The sequence below is a fragment of the Salirhabdus sp. Marseille-P4669 genome (assembly GCF_900240405.1).
Taxonomy (GTDB): domain Bacteria; phylum Bacillota; class Bacilli; order Bacillales; family Alkalibacillaceae; genus OEQK01.
On the sequence record NZ_OEQK01000004.1, the window covers coordinates 95935 to 117503 of the forward strand.

Here is a 21569-nt window from a genome sequence, read left to right on the forward strand (position 1 = left end):
ACCCTAGTTGAGAATTTTTTAATCACAGCTCCGACTTAAGACCGATATAGAAACCATCTGAAGCTTGTTATGATCATGTAGAAATTTTTGTATTCTTGTATTAATACATTTGAAGAAAATGAATATGTGCAGTTTGGACGCTAATGCGATTAGAAGGAAATTGGCTGTGCTTTGTATAATATAATATTTAGTAGAAAGTTGAGGGGGACTTATGAAATCACATAGTCTATTTAAAATCGTTGTATCTTTTATACTAATTGGAGTTGGAGTTTTACTCATTTTAGCGAATTTCGGCGTTATTTCCGTGGAAATATCAAGTATTATCGAAAAGAATTGGCCAATTTTAATAGCTCTTGTCGGATTAAAATCATTTATAGACGGCATAAGATCGAATGTAAGTGGTGGTAGCTGGACTTTTGGTTCCTTCCTTTTGATTTATGGGGTACTCGTTGTACTCGGAAGGAATGGCGTATTAGATTTTGGCTTTGGTGATATATGGACGTTATGGCCACTTCTATTAATTTATATTGGTGTTCATTCATTAGTATTTACGAAACATAAAGGAAACAAAGGGAAACGAGTGAAAATTACTTTTGATTCCGATAACGAGAAGCAGTATCGCAAAAACCAAAAGAATTTTGTTGGGGATCAAAGCTTTTCCGATGAAAACTGGACGGTAGAACCGATGGAACTATGGAATGGAGTAGGGGAATATTATTTTGATTTTACGAAGGCGTATATTCCAGAAGGGGAAACACCGATTTCCATTAAAGGTTGGGTTGGCGATGTACGAATGCTAATGCCAGAGAATTTAGCTTTTCAAGTAGAAGCAGCCGCAAACATCGGAAGCATTAAGATTTTAAACCAACAAGCCGATGGATTAAGAAGAGAAGTGTTTTACCAAACCCCGGATTATGAGGAGGCAACACGAAAGTTGTCTATCAAGCTACAAATTCAGGTTGGCGAAATTCGAATTGATCAGGTTTAGGGGAGGTAAACAATGTTTAAAAAGCTTAATAGTTTACGATTTCGATTTATTCGAAATGAATTACAGACGATTTACTTCTCATTACTTGTCATTTCATTTGTATTGTTTTTTTTGTATTCGGTTTTCAGTCCAACGTGGTTAACGCTTGAATCTATCTTTTTATCGTTAGGATTAATTATCGTAATTATGACTCCTGTTGGAATATATGTATCCTTGCATTATACAAGCCAAGTAAAAGAACGATTGGATTCCATTTCTATATTAATCTCTTATTTAGCAAAGGGGAAGTACACTGCTAGATTGCATGATAAAGAATATGGAGATGAAATTAGTCATATTGGTAAGGACTTAAACGAATTAGCAGAAAAAATGCAAAATCAAGTGAAGTCCTTACAGAGAATGGCAGATGAGAAGCATGATTTTGCAAAAGAAGCACATAAAGTAGCGACCATTGAAGAAAGACAACGACTTGCGCGGGACTTGCATGATGCTGTCAGTCAACAATTGTTTGGTTTAACGATGATGTCTCAAGCAACCGTTCGATTGTTAGAAAAAAATCCAGATAAAGCAAAAGAACAAATGATTGAAATATCTAAAATGGCTTTACAAGCACAAACAGAAATGCGTGCTTTATTGCTGCATTTAAGGCCTGTCCACTTATCAGGCGAATCCCTTCAAAGTGGGGTGAGGAAGCTTGTTGAAGAATTGAAAACCCGTTGTAATATTCAATTCGAATTAAACATTGAAGAATTTTCGGGCATTTCCAATGCAACGGAAGAGCATCTATTTCGAATGATTCAAGAAATATTATCGAACATTTTGCGTCATTCCAATGCAACGGAAGTGTTATTAGAATTAAAGAAAAAGGAAGAAGAAATTTATTTGTATGTTCGTGATAACGGGGTAGGATTTGATGTTACAATTAATATAGATAATAAAGCATCCTACGGCTTAACCTCATTGAAAGAAAGAGCAGAAGAATTAGGTGGGACAGCAGTAATTCGGTCGAAAAAGGGTGAAGGTACATATATTGTAATACGAATTCCACTTTAGGGGGATAAACATGGGGAATACGATACGAGTTGTAGTTGTAGACGATCATGATGTTGTTCGTCGAGGTGTTGTGACATACTTAATGACGGAGGATGACATTGAAATCGTTGGTGAAGCTTCTAGTGGTAATGAAGGAGCAGAATTAGTAAAAAACGTGAAACCAGATGTCGTTTTAATGGATTTAATGATGGAAGATGGAAATGGTATTGACGCAACAAAAAAGATAATGGCATCTCTATCTGACTGTAAAATTATTATTCTCACAAGCTATTACGATGATGAAAAGGTCTTTCCAGCACTAGAAGCGGGTGCTTTTAGCTACATGTTAAAAACGTCCTCTGCAGACGAAATAGCAGCTGCTATTAAGAAAGCGGCAAGAGGAGAGAACGTTATTGAACCAAAAGTAGCTGGAAAAATGATGACCCGTTTTCGCCGTAATGGCACATTGCCACATGAAGAATTAACAGAGCGAGAAATGGAAGTATTAATTTGTATTGGAAATGGTTTAACCAATCAAGAAATTAGTGAAAAATTATTTATTGGCATCAAAACGGTAAAAACGCATGTGAGTAATATTTTGAGTAAATTAAATGTACAAGACAGAACCCAAGCGGCAGTATACGCCCATCGTAATGGCATAATGAATGAATCATAAAATATAAACCAACCCCCTAATGTGATTAGGCGTTTTAACGGGTTGGTTTTTGTAATCTTATTCTTTTTAAGAGATGCTAGAATATGCTATGATAGGAACGATTAAAAACCTCCTTGATGTAACATAGAAATTGGAAAAGGGGAAAAGTAGATGAAGTTTACGAAATTACAAGAAAATGCATTGCTTATTGTTTGGGCAATCGCATTAGTAGCGACAATGGGCAGTTTGTTCTATTCTGAGATCATGCATTTTGAGCCATGTAAGTTATGTTGGTTTCAACGAATTCTCATGTACCCACTTGTCATTATTTTTGGTACTGCCTATGTAAAAAAGGACTTTTCGATAGCTTTGCCTGGATACATATTAAGTATGATTGGTGCGCCTTTAGCACTTTATCATTATATAATCCAACAAGTTGATACGTTATCTGCAGATTTCTGTGGACAAGTTTCTTGTACTGCTAAATATGTGAACTATTTTGGGTTTATTACAATCCCATTCTTATCATTTGTCGCATTCACATTAATTTTCCTAGTTTACACAATCGTTATTGTAAAGAATAAAGGAGCGGATAAAGTATGAAGAAATTAGTTACGATCGGTTTAATCGTAATCGTGTTATTTGGAGGACTTATTGCACTTGTACAATATCAGAAATCACAAGAGCCAGACTATTATTATAATCAAATCACTCCCACTGAATTACAAACTGCATTAGACAATGGTGAAACGACTACAGTGTATTTCTACAGTCCTGAATGTGTTCACTGTCAGGAGGCTACACCGATTGTTGTACCTTTAACAGAGGATTTAGACGTGGATATGAAAAAAGTAAACGTTCTAGAATACGAAGAAGCATGGCAACAGTTCGGAATAAAAGGTACACCAACGATTAAACATTATGAAAATGGAAAAGAAGTAGCAAAATTAGAAAGCGTTCAAACAAGAGAAGAATATAAAGCTTTCTTTGAAGAGTATGTATTAGATTAATTCTATTTGTTCTAAATGAGAAAGGTGGACAAGAATAATTCTTGTCCACCTTTATTAATCTATTACTCGATAATGGTGTACATAAGAAGGACCAGCGCTATATGGTGGCTTCTTTTCTTTCTCGTCATCCCCACGTTTATGAGCTTCTTGAAAGGAGGAAGATTCGACCCAGTTTTGAAAGCTTCGTTCATCATCCCATTGGGTAAAGACAACATACGTATGACCACTGGCAGGCTTTAAGACGCGTAAAGCTTGAAATCCTGGCATTGACTCAATCTTCCCTTGTCTATTTTTGAACCGATCCTCAAAAATAGGTCGACCTTCATCTGTTACAGGAATGTGATTCATTACGACAAAACCCTCTTCTTTTACATCTCCAACATAGTCTACCGTCTCATAGATTCTCTCCTCGACAAATAAATCGGTATTATTCCCTTCATAATAAGCCAAGGCATTGGTTGCATTTTCTAAGATCCGTATGTTGGCTTCTGGATGTTTTTCTTTAAGGGTTCTTAAAAACGCTGTCGTTCCATTTGTCATTAAAACCTTCATGTAAAACCTCCTAACTACATATAATACAATTGATTTGGTATTGCGGTATTATTCGACAAAGAATCCACCACCATGCTAATATGGTGTTGCTATCATTTTAACCAGGAGAAAGGTGCAATATCATGAAATGGGATAAATTTAATCATAAATGGATAAAGCACCCTGCCGTAAAGTGGGGATTAATCGTCTCCCTTTCCATCATTTTTATTAGTATTATAGGCTATAATATGATTTTATTAGGTGGAAAAATGGTTATTGACGACAAAGGATTTGTATTTTCGGAAGCAACTGTTATTCAAAGCCCAACAGGGGAAGAAGTGGCTACTTTATATAGTCAAAATCGTACCTTTGTACCAATTGACCAAATACCAGAGCATGTGCAAAATGCATTTGTAGCAATTGAAGACGAACGTTTTTATGAACATGCAGGAGTAGACTTTTCTTCTGTATTAAGAGCGGTTTATAAAGATGTGATTGCGATGGATAAGGTAGAAGGAGCCAGTACGATTACCCAGCAGCTAGTAAAAAATGTTTTTCTTACAAATGATAAAACATGGATGCGCAAAACAAAGGAAGTAATGGGAGCGATTTATTTAGAACGAAATGTAAGCAAAGATAAAATCTTAGAATATTACTTAAACGAAATATACTTTGGACATGGTGTGTATGGAATAGAGAAAGCGGCGAATTACTTTTTTGGGAAAAGCGTCCAAAATCTAACCGTATCTGAAGGAGCGATGCTAGCAGCAATCCCGAAGGCCCCAAGTCATTACTCACCTGTAGACCAACCAGAGAAAGCGCAAGAACGTAGAAACGTGGTATTAGCGAAAATGCATGAATTGAATATGATTGATGCAGAAGTCATGTCCGCTAATCAAGGGAAAACGCTAGGGGTAGAATTAGATGAGCAAAAATCGAGACCATGGATTGAAACATATGTAGACCTCGTTTTACAAGAAGCGGAGGAGAAATATCATATTAGTAAAGAAGAAATATATCGAGGCGGTTATAAAATCGTTACTGGAATTAATCCTACTGCGCAGCAAATTGCTTATGAGCAATTTCAAAATGATACATACTTTAATGGGTCCATAGATGGTGTTGAGGGGGCTTTTGTCTTAATCGATGAAGAAACGGGAGCTATATCTGCAGCGATTGGTGGTCGACAATTTAAGCGTGGGGATATAAATCGGGTAATGGTGGAGAGACAACCAGGTTCTACTTTTAAACCATTGGCTGTTTTTGCTCCAGCATTAGAGCAAGAGGATTATCAACCCTTTTCATTATTAACAGATGAATTGCGAACATACGACGATGACTATACACCAAGGAATTATGATGACCAATATGCAGGTGAAGTGACAATGTATGATGCTTTAGTATTGTCTAAAAATGCACCTGCCGTTTGGTTGTTAGATAAAATAGGTATTTCATATGCTAAGGAATTTTTATTGAAGATGGGTATGGAATTGCCGAATGATCGTAATTTAAGCATAGCTTTAGGAGGACTCTTTAAGGGCGTTACTCCATTACAAATGGCCCAATCCTACCGTGCATTTTTACATGAGGGAAAAGCAATTGAAGCCTACACCATCTTAGAAATTCAAAATCGGGATGGAGAAGTGATTGCTTCTGTTGATCCAAAAGAAACAGAAGTATTTTCACCGCAAACGGCATGGAACATAACAAGAATGCTTGAAGCGGTTGTGGAGACGGGAACAGGAGCTGCAGGGGAGTATGAAAAAGCACTAGCAGGTAAAACAGGCTCTACTCAGCATCCGTACGAAAAAGACGGGTATAAGGATACCTGGTTTGTTGGGTATACACCGGAATACGTAGGTGCAGCTTGGATTGGATACGACCAATCGGATGAAGAACATTACTTAAAAACAGGTAGCAGTGCACCAACCATGCTAATGAAAAATATATTGTCCGAGCTAGACCGAAAAGAAAACCTAAAGGCTGCATTTGAAAAGCCGGATAATGTCAAGGATTTACCAAAACCAATTGAGTTACCAATTATTGATGATTTGCAAGGTGATAAGGATTTTGGACTCTTTAGTGGTGTTTCTGTGGAATTACAATGGACAGCTAGCGAGGACGAACGAATTGTATATCGCATTTACGAAAAAACCGAAGATGGAATGAATTTCATTGATGAAGTAAAAGGTAAAGGATATTACAAGGATAAAAGTGCAAAGATGTTTGATGAAATAACGTATTTTGTCATTCCTTATAATCCGTTAACCGATCAATTTGGAGAAATTTCCAATGAAGTGAAGGTTGATTAAGGCAATTTCGTGACAATACGTGCCTTTTTGTATACAGTCAAGAAAATTTCGTTTACCATATATATTGGATTAAGAGTGAAGGGTGAAAGATAATGACGCAATTTAATGATACGATTTTAAAGGCTTTTAGAGGAGAAAAAACAGACTATGTACCTCTATGGTATATGCGACAGGCAGGACGTTCGCAGCCTGAATACCGAAAATTAAAGGAGAAATATTCACTATTTGAAATAACTCATCAACCAGAGCTTTGTGCCTATGTAACGAAGCTGCCAGTTGATAACTACAATGTGGATGCAGCTATTCTGTATAAAGATATTATGTCTCCACTACCACCAATTGGGGTAAATGTTGAAATTAAGCCAGGCATCGGTCCAGTTATTGAAAATCCAATTCGTTCAAAAGCAGATATTGAACGATTAGGGGAGCTTGATCCTGAACAGGATGTACCATATGTATTAAAAACGATTGAAATCCTTACAAAAGAACAATTAAATGTACCGCTAATTGGTTTTAGTGGAGCACCTTTCACGCTTGCAAGCTACATGATTGAAGGTGGACCATCTAAGGATTACAATAAAACGAAAGCAATGATGTATGGGGATTCTAAGACTTGGTTTGCGTTAATGGATAAATTAGGGGATTTGGTCATCACATACGTAAAAGCACAAATTAAAGCTGGTGCAAAGGCAATCCAAATTTTTGACTCTTGGATTGGGGCAGTAAGTGCAGATGACTACCGTTACTATATTAAACCAACTATGAATCGTATCTTTTCTAGTCTTAAGGATGAAGAAGCTGCGACGATCTTATTTGGTGTAAATACTGGCCATCTATTACAGGAGTTTCATGACTTACCAGTGGATGTGATTGGATTAGATTGGCGTACATCTATTCAACAGGCAAGAGCAATGGGAATTACGAAGACGGTTCAAGGAAATCTTGATCCAGCAGTTTTATTAGCCGATTGGTCCATTATTGAAGAGCGCGTGAAACGAATTTTAGATCAAGGAATGAGTCAACCAGGTTACGTATTTAACTTAGGGCATGGAGTATTCCCAGATATTAAACCAGAAACATTAAAACGATTAACAGCATTTATTCATGATTATACAAGAAATTAATACTTAAACGAGGTGTTCATAATGGAAAAGAAAAAAATGGGATTACTAGTGATGGCTTATGGTACACCCTATAAAGAAGAGGATATTGAACCGTATTATACACACATTCGTCATGGTAGAAAGCCAGAGCCAGAAATGCTAGAGGATTTAAAAAATCGCTATGAAGCAATTGGTGGCATTTCACCTTTAGCGCGTATTACTACAGAACAAGCGGAAGCACTTGAGAAGAAATTAAATGAAATGCAAGATGACATTCAATTTACAATGTACCTAGGTTTAAAGCATATTCATCCATTTATCGAAGATGCAGTAGAACAAATGGGCAAAGATGGTATTAAAGAAGCCGTAAGTATCGTTCTTGCACCACACTATTCCACTTTTAGTGTTAAATCTTATAACACAAGAGCACAAGAAGAGGGAGAAAAATACGGTATTACCATAACTTCTGTGGAAAGCTTCTACAAAGAGCCTGGATTCATTAATTATTGGGTGAACCAAATTAAAAAAGTATACGGTGAAATGACAGATCAACAACGTGAAAAAGCTGTACTAGTAGTATCTGCGCATAGCCTACCAGAGAAAATTTTACAATATGGTGATCCATATCCAAAGCAATTACAAGAAACTGCTGATTTAATTGCAGAAGGTGCTGGAATTAAGGATTATGCACTTGGATGGCAAAGTGAAGGAAATACACCAGATCCTTGGTTAGGACCAGACGTTCAAGATTTAACTCGTGATTTGTATGAAAAGAATGGTTATCGTACATTTGTATATGCTCCAGTTGGCTTTGTAGCAGAGCATTTAGAAGTACTTTATGATAATGATTATGAATGTAAAGTAGTTTGTGAGGAGCTTGGTGCGGACTATTTCCGTCCTGAGATGCCAAATAGTAAACCACAATTTATTGATACGCTTGCGACTGTTGTGTTGAAACAAGTTCAAAGCGGTGTTCCAAATGAATAAAAAGCGTATTGTAGTAATAGGCGGCGGTATAGCAGGACTTACCGCTGCCTATTACTTGAAAAAAGAAATGGAAACGAAAAAATTACCCTATGAACTCCAGCTTATTGAGGCTAGTGAAAAACTAGGGGGTAAAATGCAAACCATTCAACGGGATGGTTTCACGATTGAGAGGGGACCTGATTCATTTTTAGCGCGGAAGAAAAGTGCGTCTCGTCTTGCTATCAATCTAGGAATTGATGACCAGCTCGTACGTGTTGCAACAGGACAATCTTACATTTTAGCAAATGACCGTCTTCATAAAATGCCAAAGGGTGCTTTTATGGGTATCCCTACAAGAATGACACCATTCTTGTTTTCTAGTTTATTTACTTTATCCGGGAAATTGAGAGCTGCTGGTGATTATGTTTTACCGAAAAGCAAGCCACAGCAAGACCAATCGTTAGGTGCATTTTTTCGTCGACGTTTAGGAAATGAAGTAGTAGAGAATCTAATAGAGCCATTATTATCCGGAATTTATGCGGGGGATTTAGATGATTTGAGTTTAATGGCCACGTTTCCAAACTTTTATCATATGGAACAAACCCATCGTAGTTTAATTAAAGGGATTAAAAAGACAATGCCGAAGCCAAAGGAATCGAAGGATAAGCCAAAGCAAGGACAGTTTTTAACCTTCCGAAACGGTTTATCAACCATGATTGATGCGTTGGAGAAGGAATTGCAGGATTGTATTATAACAGGTGTTCCTGTTCAGCATATCGCTAAAAAAACAGAGAATTATCATTTATTGTTAGATAATGATGAGGTTATAGAAGCAGACTCGGTTATCATTGCAACTCCCCATTTTGCCATGCAGAAAATGCTTAGCCAATATGATTTTATGGCAATATTTAAAGAAATGCCAGCAACTTCTGTAGCCAATGTCGCGATGGCTTTTAATAAAGAAGATATTAAACAGGATATTGATGGAACCGGCTTTGTTATTTCTAGAAATAGCAGCTATCGAATTACAGCAGTAACTTGGACACATAAAAAGTGGCCACATACAACCCCTGAGGGAAAGGCACTCGTACGCTGTTATGTTGGTAGACCGAATGATCAAGAGGTAGTAGATTTTTCAGATGAAGAGATTGAAGAAATCGTACTGAAAGATCTGAATAAAACGATGAACATTACGGCAAAGCCTCAATTTAAAGTTATTTCTAGATGGAGAAATGCTATGCCACAATATACAGTGGGGCATAAAGATCGTGTTGACACGCTAAAGGAACAAATAAATCAACACTTACCAGGTTTATTTTTCGCGGGAAGTTCCTTTGAAGGTATCGGTGTTCCAGACTGTATTGACCAAGGTGAAGAAGCAGTTCAGCAGGTCCTTTCGTTTTTAGGGGACAATTAGTAAAGTGTAATGATTTTTTACAGAAAACCTGAATGTAGAGCAAAGACTACATTTAGGTTTTTTTATTGGATCCATAACTTCTTAAGTAATTTTAAGAAGGGTTGTTGTCGTGATTGGACAGTTAGTTATAAGCTCAAGCCTTTTTTATGTTATTGTAAAAAAAGAAGATCTGACTTTAATAGTCAGACCTTTGAAAGAAAGGTGGAATGAAAATCAACAAATTCATCATTTAGCGCATTAACGGATAAAAACAACCTCATGATAGAACTAAGGGTATTGCAAGTGATTTCAGAAGAATCCTAGTAAATGAACGGATTCCTCTTTATCGGGCAGGATGATCACACTCATCACATATATTTCCGTAGCAATCCGCTTTTTCATCAATCTGTTCGCCACAAACTTTACAAACTTTCTTAGGTAAATTTCTGAAAAATTCGATCACACTAGTCATGAGCAATCCCTCCACTTTGGTTAATTTTTTTTAGTAAACGATTTTCTTTATTAGTATTGTATTATAACACAGTATATTATGCAACCATCTGTTTTATAACAATTATATTTTAAAGGAGGAATGAACGCATGAAAATAACCGTTATTGGGTATTATGGGGCTTATCCAGAGGGAGAATCAGCAACTTCCTGTTATCTTTTAGAAAAGGATGGTTTTGCTGTTTTATTGGATTGTGGAAGTGGAACACTCTCAAGACTCCCTTTATATAAAGCTGTAGCAGATTTAGATGCTGTTGTTTTATCCCATTACCATCATGATCATGTAGCAGACATTGGACCACTTCAATATTTTCACATCGTCCAAAATGGTATTCATGGTACAAATAACATTCTGCCCATATATGGACATCAGGAGGAGGAAGAACAGTTCAACAGATTAACTGGTAAATACACAGTAGGAAAATCCTATCAAGAAAAAGAGCCATTAACGCTTGGTCCTTTTACCTTTACCTTTTATAAAACCGTTCATCCTGTTCCTTGCTTTGCAATGAAAATTACAGATGGACAGAAAACATGTTTTTATACAGCGGATACTAGTTATTTTGATCGTCTGTCTGAATACTGCAAAGATGTAGACTTACTTATTGCTGATTGTAGCTTTTACGAGGGGATGGATGGTTCTGGTCCTGGGCATATGACGAGTGAGGAATGTGGAAAAGTGGCAAAGGCAGCAAATGTAAAACAACTATGGTTAAGCCACCTCCCGCATTTTGGAGAGATCACTAAGCTAAAGGAAGAAGCAAAAAAATATTACGACGGTGCTATTTCACTAGCCATTGAAGGACTAAGCTTTCCATAATATTAAAATAATCATTATTTTTGATTTATTTTGTCGAAAACCGTACAATTAGGTGGGAGCTTAAATTAAAGGAGGAAAATAGCGATGATGTTATTTATTGATAATGAAGGTATTAACGATCCTCGAATTAATTTAGCAATTGAGGAATATGCACTAAAGCATCTAAAAATCGAAGGTGACAATACATATTTGCTATTCTACATAAATGAGCCATCTATTATCATTGGTCGAAACCAAAATACAATTGAAGAAATCAATACAGATTTTGTAGAAGAAAACAATATTAAAGTAGTACGTCGCTTGTCTGGTGGCGGAGCAGTATATCATGATCTACAAAATTTAAACTTCAGCTTTTTAGCGAAAGATGATGGGGATAGCTTTGCGAACTTTGCTAAATTTGCTCAGCCGGTAATCGATGCTTTAAAAGCACTTGGTGTGGATGCAGAAATGTCTGGACGCAATGATATTCAAGTAGGTGGTCGTAAAATTTCTGGTAATGCACAGTTTTCTACTAAAGGTCGTATGTTTAGTCACGGTACATTAATGCTTGATTCGGAAATTGAAAATGTTGTATCTGCATTGAAAGTGAAGGCAGAAAAAATACAATCAAAAGGTATTAAGTCTATCCGTAGTCGTGTAGCAAACATTTCTGAATTTCTTGAAGAAAAAATTACTATGGAAGAATTTAAAGCCTTGTTACTACGTCATATCTTTAATGTAGATTCTGTTGATGAGGTACCGAAATATAAATTAACAGAAGCGGATTGGAAGAAGATCCATGAAATTTCGAAAATCCGTTACCAAACATGGGAATGGAACTATGGAAAGTCACCAGCCTTTGATATTCAAAACTCCAAGCGTTTTGAAGGTGTTGGAAGCATCGATGTACGTTTAGATGTTGCAAAAGGCGTTATTAAGGATTGTAAGATTTTCGGGGACTTCTTTGGTATTGGTGAAGTTGCAGATATTGAGGAAAAATTGAAAGGTGCTACATATAATAGAGATGGAATTGAAAAAGCACTTGCTGATGTAGACATAAAACATTATTTTGGCAGAATTGATAAAGAAGATTTTATTAAATTAGTGTATTAAAATAGAATAAGGGAAATGTAATGAATAAATGTTCCCTTTTTGAAAACTTGAAAGGATTTTTTGTCCTTTCAAGTTTTTTCTTTTAGGGAAAAATCCTATGAAAACCTTTTCTTGTCTAAATCCCTTTACTATTTTATAATAATAATAGTATTTTTTTATACTAATAATGAATGACTATTCATTCATAATGTGAAAAGGGGAGGCGAGGCTTTTTATGAACTTAAGTGATCAACTTTCCATTACAGCTAAGAATCACTTAAGTAAGACTGCATATATTTTTCAAGGGGAGGAAAAGACATATGCAGAATTGGAAGGGGCAGTAACGAAGTTTGCTTCAAGTTTAAAAGGAATAGGAATTGGTAAGGGAGATCATCTTGCATTAGTAGTTGGTAATACGCCGCATTTTGTAATTGCGTTGTATGGAGCACTTCGGGTTGGTGCGACTATAATTCCAATCAATCCTTTATACACAGCTAGTGAACTTAGTTATATTATTCAAGATGGTGATCTGAAAGCAATTATTACCTTAGATATGTTAATGGATAAGTTTCATCATATGAAAGATGCCCTCTCCAATGTTCAACATGTCATCGTTTGTGAAACATCGGCAGAGTTTGCAAAGGTTGATTCTCCATTAGCAAGTAAAATGAAATCGTTTACACAACTGTTGCAGGAAGGAAGCTTAGAGCTTGAGCGTCCTCACATAGGTGAGGAAGAGATTGCTGTTATTCTGTATACATCCGGTACAACAGGGAAACCAAAAGGAGCAATGTTAACGCATAAGAACTTATTTTCAAATGCGAAAGACGTGGCAGATTACTTGAAAATTGGCCCTGATGACCGAGTGCTTGCAGCGCTTCCAATGTTTCATGTGTTTTGTCTAACAGTTGCTCTAAATGCACCACTTATGAACGGCGGAACCGTATTTATTATGCCGAAATTCTCACCTACTGATGTATTCGAAGCAACAAAAAAACATAAGCTTACTGTTTTTGCTGGTGTTCCAACTATGTACAATTATTTACTTCAGCATCCAGAAGGAACCCCTGCCTACTTTGAAAGTATTCGATTGTGTATTTCTGGAGGCGCAGCAATGCCGGTTGCGTTATTAACGAGCTTTGAAAAGAAATTTGACGTTATTATTTCAGAAGGCTATGGTTTATCAGAGGCTTCACCTGTCACTTGTTTTAATCCTTTAAATCGTCCTCGTAAAGCAGGGTCTATCGGTCAAAGCATCATCAATGTGGAAAACAAGATTGTCGATGAATTTGGCGAAGAAGTCCCAGTTGGTGAAGTAGGAGAGCTCGTTGTACGAGGACAGAATGTGATGAAAGGTTACTATAAGCTACCAGAAGAAACTGCTGCTACCTTGAAAAACGGTTGGCTTCATACTGGTGATATGGCGAAAATGGATGAAGAAGGCTATTTTTACATTGTGGACCGTAAAAAGGATTTAATTTTAGTTGGCGGTTATAATGTATACCCACGCGAAGTAGAGGAAGTGTTCTATAGTCATCCAAAAGTAGCAGAAGTTGCTGTTGTAGGTGTACCAGATCCGAATACGGGAGAAGCAGTCACCGCATTTGTAGTATTGAAGGAACATGCTCAATTAGATGAGGAAGAATTAAAAACATATTGTGGGGAACACCTAGTAAAATATAAACGACCTGCGAAAATTGAATTTTTAGAGGAGCTTCCAAAAAATACGACAGGTAAAATTCTAAGAAGATCCTTGAAGGAAATCGTTTTGAAATAAAGGGATGGGCAACCATCTCTTTTTTTTTATGGGTAAAATGTAACTGGAGTGTAAAGAGATGAATATGGATATTCAACGAATCTTCTCCTGACTGATTCTAAAAAATTAGGCTTGAAAAGTTAGCCTATGTTCTTTATACTTTAGTAAATAAAAGCTTAAAAGCATAAAAGTGCTAAAGTGTGGATAGGCACCAAATAAGGGGGAAGTGTACATGAAAAAAGTTGCAATGATTTTATTCTTGGGAATACTACTGTTTGTTACTGCCTGTGGACAAAGTGAAAAGGGAAGCTCAAATGCTGGAAATGGAGATGGAGAACTTACGGTAGGAATTATTCAACATGTGGAGCATCCATCACTAGATCAGGCAACACAAGGGTTTAAAGATGCATTAACAGAATCAGGCTTAAAAATAAATTTTGAAGAAGAAAACGCACAAAATGATGTGAAAAACAATCAATCAATCGCGCAAAAGTTTGTTGGAGATAAAGTAGATTTAATCTTTGCTAATGCTACACCAAGTGCACAAGCTGTAGTAAATGAAACAAGTGATATTCCAATTGTCTTTACTTCCGTAACCGATCCAGTTGGTGCGGACTTAGTAGAAAGTATGGAAAACCCAGGAGGAAATGTAACTGGAACGTCCGATTCTAATCCAGAAGCAATTCCAAGTACTGTTCAATTAATTAAAGACATGGGTTATTCCACAATTGGAACAGTATATAATGCTGGTGAACAAAATTCGGTAACACAAGTGGAACAATTAAAAGAAGTTGCGAATGATCTAGGTTTAACCGTGGAGGAGGCAAATGTATCTACCTCTGCAGATGTAAAGCAAGCCGCAGAATCCTTAGTTGGGAAAGTGGACGTATTCTATGTAATTACGGATAATACCGTTGTTAGTGCATTAGAATCCGTCATGCAAGTAAGCGAACAAGAAAAGCTTCCATTGTTTGTCGGAGAGCTAGATTCCGTTAAACGGGGTGGCTTTGCTGCATATGGATTTAGCTATTACGATATTGGTTATGAAGCAGGTGAAAAGGCGATTCAAATATTAAAGGGAGAAAAAGAACCAAGTGAACTGCCTGCAACATTCCCTCAAAATCTAGTATTAGAAATTAATGAAGAAGCGGCTTCCAAAATGGGAGTTGAGCTTACCGATGAACTAAAAGAAAAAGCGACAATCGTTCAAACCGAACAACAAGATTAGAAAAGCAAAAGGTGCTTCGTACAGACATAAAGGATTATTCTTCTGCAGTTAAGGAAAGTAGAAACAAGCATGAATATGGGAAAATCCTTAATAGTCTTTAGTACCTAAAGCTAGACATATAAATAATAAAGGGTGAAATTGTATGGTATATGCACTTTATGGTGCCTTAGAGTCAGGTTTAATATATGCATTAATGGCTTTAGGAGTTTACTTATCTTTTAGAGTACTAGATTTCCCAGATTTAACGGTAGACGGAAGCTTTGTAACAGGTGGTGCTGTAAGTGCAGTTTTGATTGTAAATGGTACAGACCCCTTCCTCGCTACACTTATAGGAGGGGGTGCTGGATTTATAGCAGGATGTGTAACAGGATTATTGCATACGAAAGGAAACATTAATCCATTACTGGCCGGTATTTTAATGATGACAGCCCTATATTCTGTTAATTTGCGTATTATGGGTCAACCGACCATATCATTAATGAGTGAAACTACTATTTTCTCTAAAATCGAGGGCTTATGGGAAAGTCTTCAAATTGATCGATTTCTTTTAGCACCGTTTGAAAGTCTTGGGATACCCGATTACGCTCCTGGTACCTTTCTCGTTATTTTAAGTATGATTGTATTTGCGTATGTGGTGAAAAAAATAATGGATTGGTTATTACAAACAGAAGCAGGAATTGCCTTACGTGCTACTGGGGATAATGCACGAATGGTAAAGAGCTTATCTGCAAATACCAATTCCTATATTGTCGTTGGTTTAGGGATATCGAACGGATTAGTTGCTCTAAGTGGTGCTGTCATTGTTCAATACAATAGCTTTAGTGATGTGAACGTTGGCGTAGGGATGATTATTGTTGGTTTAGCATCGGTGATTATTGGAGAAGGACTGTTTGGGAAGAAAAAGATTGCTCGTATCACATTGGCAGTTATTTTTGGAGCAATTATTTATCGAGTCATTATTGCTCTTGCGCTTCAAGTCGACTTCTTTGATGCAAGTGACATGAAGCTAATCACGGCTGTCATTGTAATAGCGGCACTTATCTTTCCAACTTGGGGCAAACAGTTTAAGGAAAATAAAAAACGATTCCAGAACAAAAGAGCTTTTCGTCAGCTAGAAGAAAAGGGGGAAGAAGAAAATGCTTGAATTAAAGCAAATAAACAAAGTGTTTTTTGAAGGAACCCCTGATGAGAAAAAGGCACTAAATGGATTGAACTTGACGTTACAGGAAGGTGATTTTGTAACCGTCATCGGTAGTAATGGCGCTGGGAAATCTACTTTGTTAAATATTATTGCAGGGGTACTTTATCCTGACCGCGGTTCTATTAAAATCGATGATAAAAATGTTACGTACATTCCAGAATACAAGCGCTCCAAGTGGATTGGACGTGTATTTCAAGATCCAATGGCGGGTACGGCTCCGAATATGACAATCGAGGAAAATCTAGCACTTGCTCTTGGGCGTTCCAAGAAGCGTTCTTTATTAAAGGGTGTCAATAAAGGAAGACGACATGAATTTAAAGAATTACTATCATCCATTGATATTGGATTGGAAAATCGGCTGAATACGAAGGTTGGACTTCTATCTGGTGGAGAGCGTCAAGCCCTATCCTTATTAATGGCGACCTTTTCGAAGCCTCGAATTTTGTTATTGGATGAGCATACTGCAGCATTAGACCCTGCTCGAGCAGAGCTGATTACAAAGATTACAAAGGATTTAGTAGAGCAGCATCAATTAACAACGTTGATGGTTACACATCGAATGGATCAAGCAATTGAACTAGGGAATCGCCTCGTCATGATGGATGCAGGTCAAATTATTTTCGAAGCACATGAGGAAGAAAAGAAGAAGTTAACAGTAGAAGGACTTATTCAGGAATTCCAGAACATACGTGGCTCACGGTTTGTTAGTGATAGAACGGTATTAACGAGCTAAAGAGTATTCGATAAAAGTAAAAAATCCAAATCAACAAGCACCAATTTTCATTGAGCTTGCATTGATTTGGATTTTTTTGAGCTATCACATATAAAAAGTTTCTCTTCAACTTAGAATTGATAATTCATACTAATAAACTTCCGATTCACCATTTCTTGCATTGCATATTTAATTCCTTCATAACCATATCCAGAGTTTTTAATACCGCCATAAGGCATATGATCGAATCGCAATGTAGGAAGATCATTGATGAATACTTGACCGACCTCTAGCTCATGTGCAAAGTGAAAGGCTTGTGGCAATACATAAGTATAAACCCCTGCATTTAGTCCATATTCACTGTTATTCATCTTAGCAAGTGCTTCTTCTGCTGAATCCACAGCATTAACAATAACGACTGGCCCAAACACTTCTTGACAAGAAATACTACTATCCTGTTTTACATTGGTTAGAATCGTAGGCTGGATTCCATTTTCTATTTTTTCCCCACCTGTAACAATCTGGGCACCTTCTTGCTGTGCTTCCTTAATCCAGTCCAATATGCGGTTTTGTGACTTGGCATCGATTAAGCCAGACACGTCTGTTGCCTCATCCGTTGGGACTCCATAGGTTAACTTTTCCGTCGCTTTTTTAAAATGTGTTAAAAATACTTCTGAAACATCCTTATGAACATAAATTCTTTGGGTACTTATACAAACCTGCCCGTTGTATGAAAAAGCGCCTACAACTGCTTTTTCAGCAATGTCCTTTACTTTTTCCTTAACACTTTTATCAATATATAAAGCAGAATTGTTACCAAGCTCTAATGTTACTTTTTTCAATCCTACCTGCGATTTGATTTGTTTCCCTACAGTTGGACTACCGGTAAAGGATATCTTTGCTACATCTTTATGCTCCATTAATACTTTACCAAGACGTGGACCATCACCAGTAATGACTTGGAGAGCATTCTTTGGAAGTCCTGCCTCTTCAAATGCCTTCTGTAGTAAGAAGGAAGATAATGGTGTTTTTTCAGCAGGCTTTACAATAATGCTATTTCCTACTGCTAAAGCAGGCCCTACTTTATGGGCAACTAAATTTAATGGGAAGTTAAAAGGTGTGATTGCGCCAACTATGCCGATTGGCTGATAAATGGTATAAGCGTCTCTACCGGATCCATTTGGTGCTGCATCCAAGCGAATCGATTCACCTTCTAGCTTTCTTGCTTCTACAGCTGCAAATTTTAAGGTTTGCACGGTACGATCTACTTCTCCACGAGCATATTTAATTGGTTTGGCTGATTCTAGTGTAATGGTTTGGGCAAATTCTTCTTTGTTTTCCGAAATAATATGACAAACCCTTTCCAAAATAACTGCACGCTCATGAGATGTCAAAGCCTTCATTTTTTGAAAAGCTTCGACGCCATTTTTTATGGCATTTTCCATTTGTTCATTTGTACATTCTGGAATATCCATGATTTTTTCTCGTGTATGTGGATTTCGTAATGGATAACTCTCTGTTGTTTCTTGTGCTAATAACGATACATACTTCTTCCAATCTCCGTTCAATGTAAACACCTCCTAACATTATTCTAGCACATCGATTGGTGTATGACTTTCTAGACACTTCGGCTAGAGGAACTCTTCCATATGGTACTATAAAAATATAAATTTGGTATTTTTTGAAATAAAAACAAAAATCTTTCGTCAAATGAACAAGAAGGGCTTAGATTGGGGGGGACAAATTGAATGAAAAGGAACAAATTATCGAATGGTTTCATGATTACGGCAACGACGTGCTTCAATTCCTCATCTATTATACTGGGAAGAGGGATATGGATGATGTAACACAAGAAGTTTTCTTAAAAGCATGGCGTAATATGGATAGCTTTCATGGGCATTCCTCACCAAAAACCTGGCTTTTTAGTATTGCAAGACATGTAGCGATAGATGAGATGAGAAAAAGAAGCAAAGAACAGGAAAAGCAATTGAAAATGCAAAGCTCTACCGTTGTAAAAAATGAACTCTCAGCAGAAAATCTATTTTTCTCAAACAGCTTAAAAAGGGAATTATATCAAGCAATTATGGAAATGAAGAAAGTCTATCGCGATGTACTCGTTTTAAGAGGAATTAAGGAATTGACGGTACAAGAAACAGCAGAGGTTTTAGAGTGGAGTGAAAATAAAGTTCGAGTAACCTATCATCGTGCAAAAAAAGAATTAGGAGAAAGAATGGAGGGGAAAATGGATGGATAGTGAAAAGCTGGAACAAGAGTTACGCTCTTTTCCAAAAAATCAGCAATTGTCTAATCAAGCGAAAGAGCAGTTTTTAATACGCATCAACGAGGAATCCGAAATTCAGCCCGTTCAAAGGAAAAAGCGATTATTTACTAAAAACTTCTTAAGTATTGTTGGGGTTGCTACTGTATTCTTAATCTCCTTTTTGCTTTATTCCAATTTTAATCAACCCAGTGCCCCAACAAATGAATTAACTCCTAGAGAAGAAGCGATGGAAGTTGCGAAAGCCTTTAAACAGATGCAATTTGATGTAAACTATGAACAAATGATGAACGAAAGAAATACGGAATCCTATGATAACCCTCAAGAATTATATGATCAAACATATGAACAGTATAAGGGCGTTGTAACAGAGGAAGGGTTTAAGGAGCTGTGGATGACGAATTTTATTCGATATGGTGAGCAATTATCCGAAATGACGAAAGCAAACATTTCGATGCAGGATATTACCTTTGAACCGGGAGTAAAAGATACAGATAGGGAATTGAGTTTCGATTATTATGTGGATGTAGGATTCGAAGGTTTGGAAAAAGATGATACGATTACGATTTTTGGGCAAATGATAATGATTAAAACAGAGGATGGTTGGAAAGTAGATAAAGATATCCTACAGGCGAACGATGAATTACGAGCTCTATTTCAAAATCAAAGGTGAGTGCCCTCATTTAGGCTACTCACCTTGTTCTTTTATTCATTCAACCAATCGCATCACTCGGTCATAGACTCGCTCTTTATCAAATGCTTGCCCCATTGGGAATTTTTCAACTAATTCATTATTTTCATCAAGCAAATAAGCGTAAGAGGTATGCGTTAGAAAATCGGTTCCATTGTCTTTAAATTGGAAGCGGAATGGTTTTGCGACTTTTTCTGTATCTTCTACACTACCACGCAAAAACGTCCAGCCGTTATTTACCTGAATACCATATTGCTTCATATATTGCTGGATTACCTCATTGGTATCTTCATTTGGATCAATAGTTATCGAGATAAATTCCACTTTATCACCAAATATTCCTTCATCCGTAAATTGGTCCTTTAAATGCATCATTCTTTGCGTTGTTAAGGGACATACATCTGGACATTTCGCATAGTAGAACTCAAGTAACCGTACTTTAGGTTCCATATCTGCAAATACAAAATTCTCACCAGTGGATGTTTCCATTGTTATTTCTTCCGGTAGCTCAATTCCAGCATCACGCCAAAATTCAACATACATAATCCCCAATGCTATCCCAATAGCCACAATTGTCCCAAATAGTACATAATACTTTTTTGCCAAAAGAATCTCCCCCAACAATTACAATATCACTTCTTAATTCCATCTTAACGCAGGTGAGGGAGAAGGCATTGGCTATTTGTGAAGAAATGTGGACGATATTTTTACAGAATTATGTCTGTTCTTTTTTATACGTAATTAAGAATTCTTCATCGGTTATATAAAAGGTTTCATCAGGGCGATGTGGTATTAACTTGAGCTTTTCTAATTTAAAATAGCTTACCTTTTGATAGGGATCCCCATCAATTACTGGTAGCTCCTTTGTAATTTTCATGTATTGATCGACAGCTTTTTGAACCATATCCATTTCTTCTGCTAAAGATTTTTGTTCCTCGGGAAAAATTTCATACGTTTCCTTGGACATATAGTATTTCTCAATCGGAACCGCTTGAAGATAAGGAGCGAGAAGCTCATAATCAATCGTTAAATCGTCTTTTATAATGATTGATAATGGAATACCATCTTTAAGCTCCTTCGTATATTTCCCAATCGCTTGTCTTAATTCATGGATGGATACATTTCTTGTTGGATACGTAGCTTTCTGGTTTTCGCGGGTATCATCCTTCTTTTTTTTACTCCACATCACGTTTCACCATCCTTATTTCTATATTAAGCCAATTATAATGAATTGTTGCCAATAGGGGAAGAAATTATAGAATACTCCATCCTCACCTACATATTTTTTAATTATTTAGTAAATTTAGTTT

General features: G+C 36.7%; 22 protein-coding genes. 17 read left to right on the forward strand and 5 right to left on the reverse strand.

Annotation, left to right across the window (positions count from 1 at the left end):
* Nucleotides 1–211 precede the first annotated feature (211 nt).
* From liaF to C1A05_RS09450, 5 genes are all read left to right on the forward strand, one after another.
* Complete coding sequence (gene liaF, locus C1A05_RS09430) at nt 212–988, forward strand: cell wall-active antibiotics response protein LiaF (protein ID WP_102027973.1); 777 nt, start codon at nt 212–214, stop codon at nt 986–988.
* A 12-nt stretch (nt 989–1000) separates the two neighbouring features.
* The gene (locus C1A05_RS09435; protein WP_102027974.1) at nt 1001–2041 is read left to right on the forward strand and encodes a sensor histidine kinase; all 1041 of its coding nucleotides are present in this window, start codon (nt 1001–1003) and stop codon (nt 2039–2041) included.
* A 10-nt stretch (nt 2042–2051) separates the two neighbouring features.
* Nucleotides 2052–2696, forward strand: a complete 645-nt coding sequence (locus tag C1A05_RS09440; RefSeq protein WP_102027975.1) for a response regulator — start codon at nt 2052–2054, stop codon at nt 2694–2696.
* Nucleotides 2697–2846: 150 nt separating this feature from the next.
* Nucleotides 2847–3278 (forward strand): disulfide oxidoreductase, encoded by a 432-nt coding sequence (locus C1A05_RS09445; RefSeq protein WP_102027976.1) that lies wholly within the window; start codon nt 2847–2849, stop codon nt 3276–3278.
* Nucleotides 3275–3685: a thioredoxin family protein gene (locus C1A05_RS09450; protein WP_102027977.1), complete on the forward strand. Its 411-nt coding sequence runs from the start codon at nt 3275–3277 to the stop codon at nt 3683–3685. The genes C1A05_RS09445 and C1A05_RS09450 overlap by 4 nt, the downstream gene beginning before the upstream one ends.
* Before the next feature lie 54 nt (nt 3686–3739).
* Here the strand turns inward: C1A05_RS09450 and C1A05_RS09455 are convergent, their stop codons facing one another.
* Nucleotides 3740–4237, reverse strand: a complete 498-nt coding sequence (locus C1A05_RS09455) for an antibiotic biosynthesis monooxygenase family protein (RefSeq protein WP_102027978.1) — start codon at nt 4235–4237, stop codon at nt 3740–3742.
* A gap of 122 nt (nt 4238–4359) precedes the next feature.
* On the opposite strand from C1A05_RS09455, the gene C1A05_RS09460 reads away from it, so the two are divergent.
* The 4 genes from C1A05_RS09460 to hemY all read left to right on the forward strand — a co-directional run bounded on the left by C1A05_RS09460 (nt 4360) and on the right by hemY (nt 10014).
* The gene (locus C1A05_RS09460; protein ID WP_102027979.1) at nt 4360–6528 is read left to right on the forward strand and encodes a transglycosylase domain-containing protein; all 2169 of its coding nucleotides are present in this window, start codon (nt 4360–4362) and stop codon (nt 6526–6528) included.
* 92 nt (nt 6529–6620) lie between these two features.
* Complete coding sequence (gene hemE, locus C1A05_RS09465) at nt 6621–7652, forward strand: uroporphyrinogen decarboxylase (RefSeq protein ID WP_102027980.1); 1032 nt, start codon at nt 6621–6623, stop codon at nt 7650–7652.
* A 21-nt stretch (nt 7653–7673) separates the two neighbouring features.
* Nucleotides 7674–8618, forward strand: a complete 945-nt coding sequence (gene hemH / locus C1A05_RS09470) for a ferrochelatase (RefSeq protein WP_102027981.1) — start codon at nt 7674–7676, stop codon at nt 8616–8618.
* Complete coding sequence (gene hemY, locus C1A05_RS09475) at nt 8611–10014, forward strand: protoporphyrinogen oxidase (RefSeq protein WP_102027982.1); 1404 nt, start codon at nt 8611–8613, stop codon at nt 10012–10014. The genes hemH and hemY overlap by 8 nt, the downstream gene beginning before the upstream one ends.
* A gap of 322 nt (nt 10015–10336) precedes the next feature.
* Here hemY and yhfH read toward each other — a convergent pair whose 3' ends face one another.
* Nucleotides 10337–10465, reverse strand: coding sequence for a protein YhfH (yhfH, locus tag C1A05_RS09480; RefSeq protein WP_102027983.1), 129 nt, complete (start codon nt 10463–10465; stop codon nt 10337–10339).
* 128 nt (nt 10466–10593) lie between these two features.
* On the opposite strand from yhfH, the gene C1A05_RS09485 reads away from it, so the two are divergent.
* The 6 genes from C1A05_RS09485 to C1A05_RS09510 all read left to right on the forward strand — a co-directional run bounded on the left by C1A05_RS09485 (nt 10594) and on the right by C1A05_RS09510 (nt 17311).
* Nucleotides 10594–11322 carry an MBL fold metallo-hydrolase gene (locus C1A05_RS09485; RefSeq protein WP_102027984.1) on the forward strand — a complete coding sequence of 243 codons (729 nt, stop codon included), beginning with the start codon at nt 10594–10596 and terminating at the stop codon, nt 11320–11322.
* 87 nt (nt 11323–11409) lie between these two features.
* Nucleotides 11410–12414: a lipoate--protein ligase gene (locus C1A05_RS09490; RefSeq protein ID WP_102028175.1), complete on the forward strand. Its 1005-nt coding sequence runs from the start codon at nt 11410–11412 to the stop codon at nt 12412–12414.
* Nucleotides 12415–12628: 214 nt separating this feature from the next.
* Nucleotides 12629–14170 (forward strand): fatty acid--CoA ligase family protein, encoded by a 1542-nt coding sequence (locus tag C1A05_RS09495; RefSeq protein ID WP_102027985.1) that lies wholly within the window; start codon nt 12629–12631, stop codon nt 14168–14170.
* Nucleotides 14171–14381: 211 nt separating this feature from the next.
* Nucleotides 14382–15377, forward strand: coding sequence for an ABC transporter substrate-binding protein (locus C1A05_RS09500; protein WP_102027986.1), 996 nt, complete (start codon nt 14382–14384; stop codon nt 15375–15377).
* A gap of 142 nt (nt 15378–15519) precedes the next feature.
* The gene (locus C1A05_RS09505) at nt 15520–16521 is read left to right on the forward strand and encodes an ABC transporter permease (protein ID WP_102027987.1); all 1002 of its coding nucleotides are present in this window, start codon (nt 15520–15522) and stop codon (nt 16519–16521) included.
* Nucleotides 16514–17311 carry an ABC transporter ATP-binding protein gene (locus C1A05_RS09510; RefSeq protein WP_102027988.1) on the forward strand — a complete coding sequence of 266 codons (798 nt, stop codon included), beginning with the start codon at nt 16514–16516 and terminating at the stop codon, nt 17309–17311. Before C1A05_RS09505 ends, C1A05_RS09510 begins: the two co-directional genes overlap by 8 nt.
* 110 nt (nt 17312–17421) lie before the next feature.
* Here C1A05_RS09510 and C1A05_RS09515 read toward each other — a convergent pair whose 3' ends face one another.
* A complete protein-coding gene (locus C1A05_RS09515; protein ID WP_102027989.1) occupies nt 17422–18858 on the reverse strand; it encodes an aldehyde dehydrogenase family protein in 1437 nt (478 codons plus the stop codon).
* Between the two features lie 176 nt (nt 18859–19034).
* Here C1A05_RS09515 and C1A05_RS09520 point away from each other — a divergent pair, with 176 nt between their 5' ends.
* Both C1A05_RS09520 and C1A05_RS09525 read left to right on the forward strand, forming a co-directional pair.
* Nucleotides 19035–19544 carry an RNA polymerase sigma factor gene (locus C1A05_RS09520; protein ID WP_102027990.1) on the forward strand — a complete coding sequence of 170 codons (510 nt, stop codon included), beginning with the start codon at nt 19035–19037 and terminating at the stop codon, nt 19542–19544.
* Nucleotides 19537–20241, forward strand: coding sequence for a hypothetical protein (locus C1A05_RS09525; RefSeq protein WP_102027991.1), 705 nt, complete (start codon nt 19537–19539; stop codon nt 20239–20241). Before C1A05_RS09520 ends, C1A05_RS09525 begins: the two co-directional genes overlap by 8 nt.
* 36 nt (nt 20242–20277) lie before the next feature.
* On the opposite strand, the gene C1A05_RS09530 is transcribed toward C1A05_RS09525, so the two are convergent.
* Both C1A05_RS09530 and C1A05_RS09535 read right to left on the reverse strand, forming a co-directional pair.
* The gene (locus C1A05_RS09530; protein ID WP_102027992.1) at nt 20278–20865 is read right to left on the reverse strand and encodes an SCO family protein; all 588 of its coding nucleotides are present in this window, start codon (nt 20863–20865) and stop codon (nt 20278–20280) included.
* 109 nt (nt 20866–20974) lie between these two features.
* On the reverse strand, nt 20975–21445 hold the full coding sequence (locus tag C1A05_RS09535; RefSeq protein WP_102027993.1) for a DUF3939 domain-containing protein: 471 nt from the start codon (nt 21443–21445) through the stop codon (nt 20975–20977).
* Between the last annotated feature and the right edge of the window lie 124 nt (nt 21446–21569).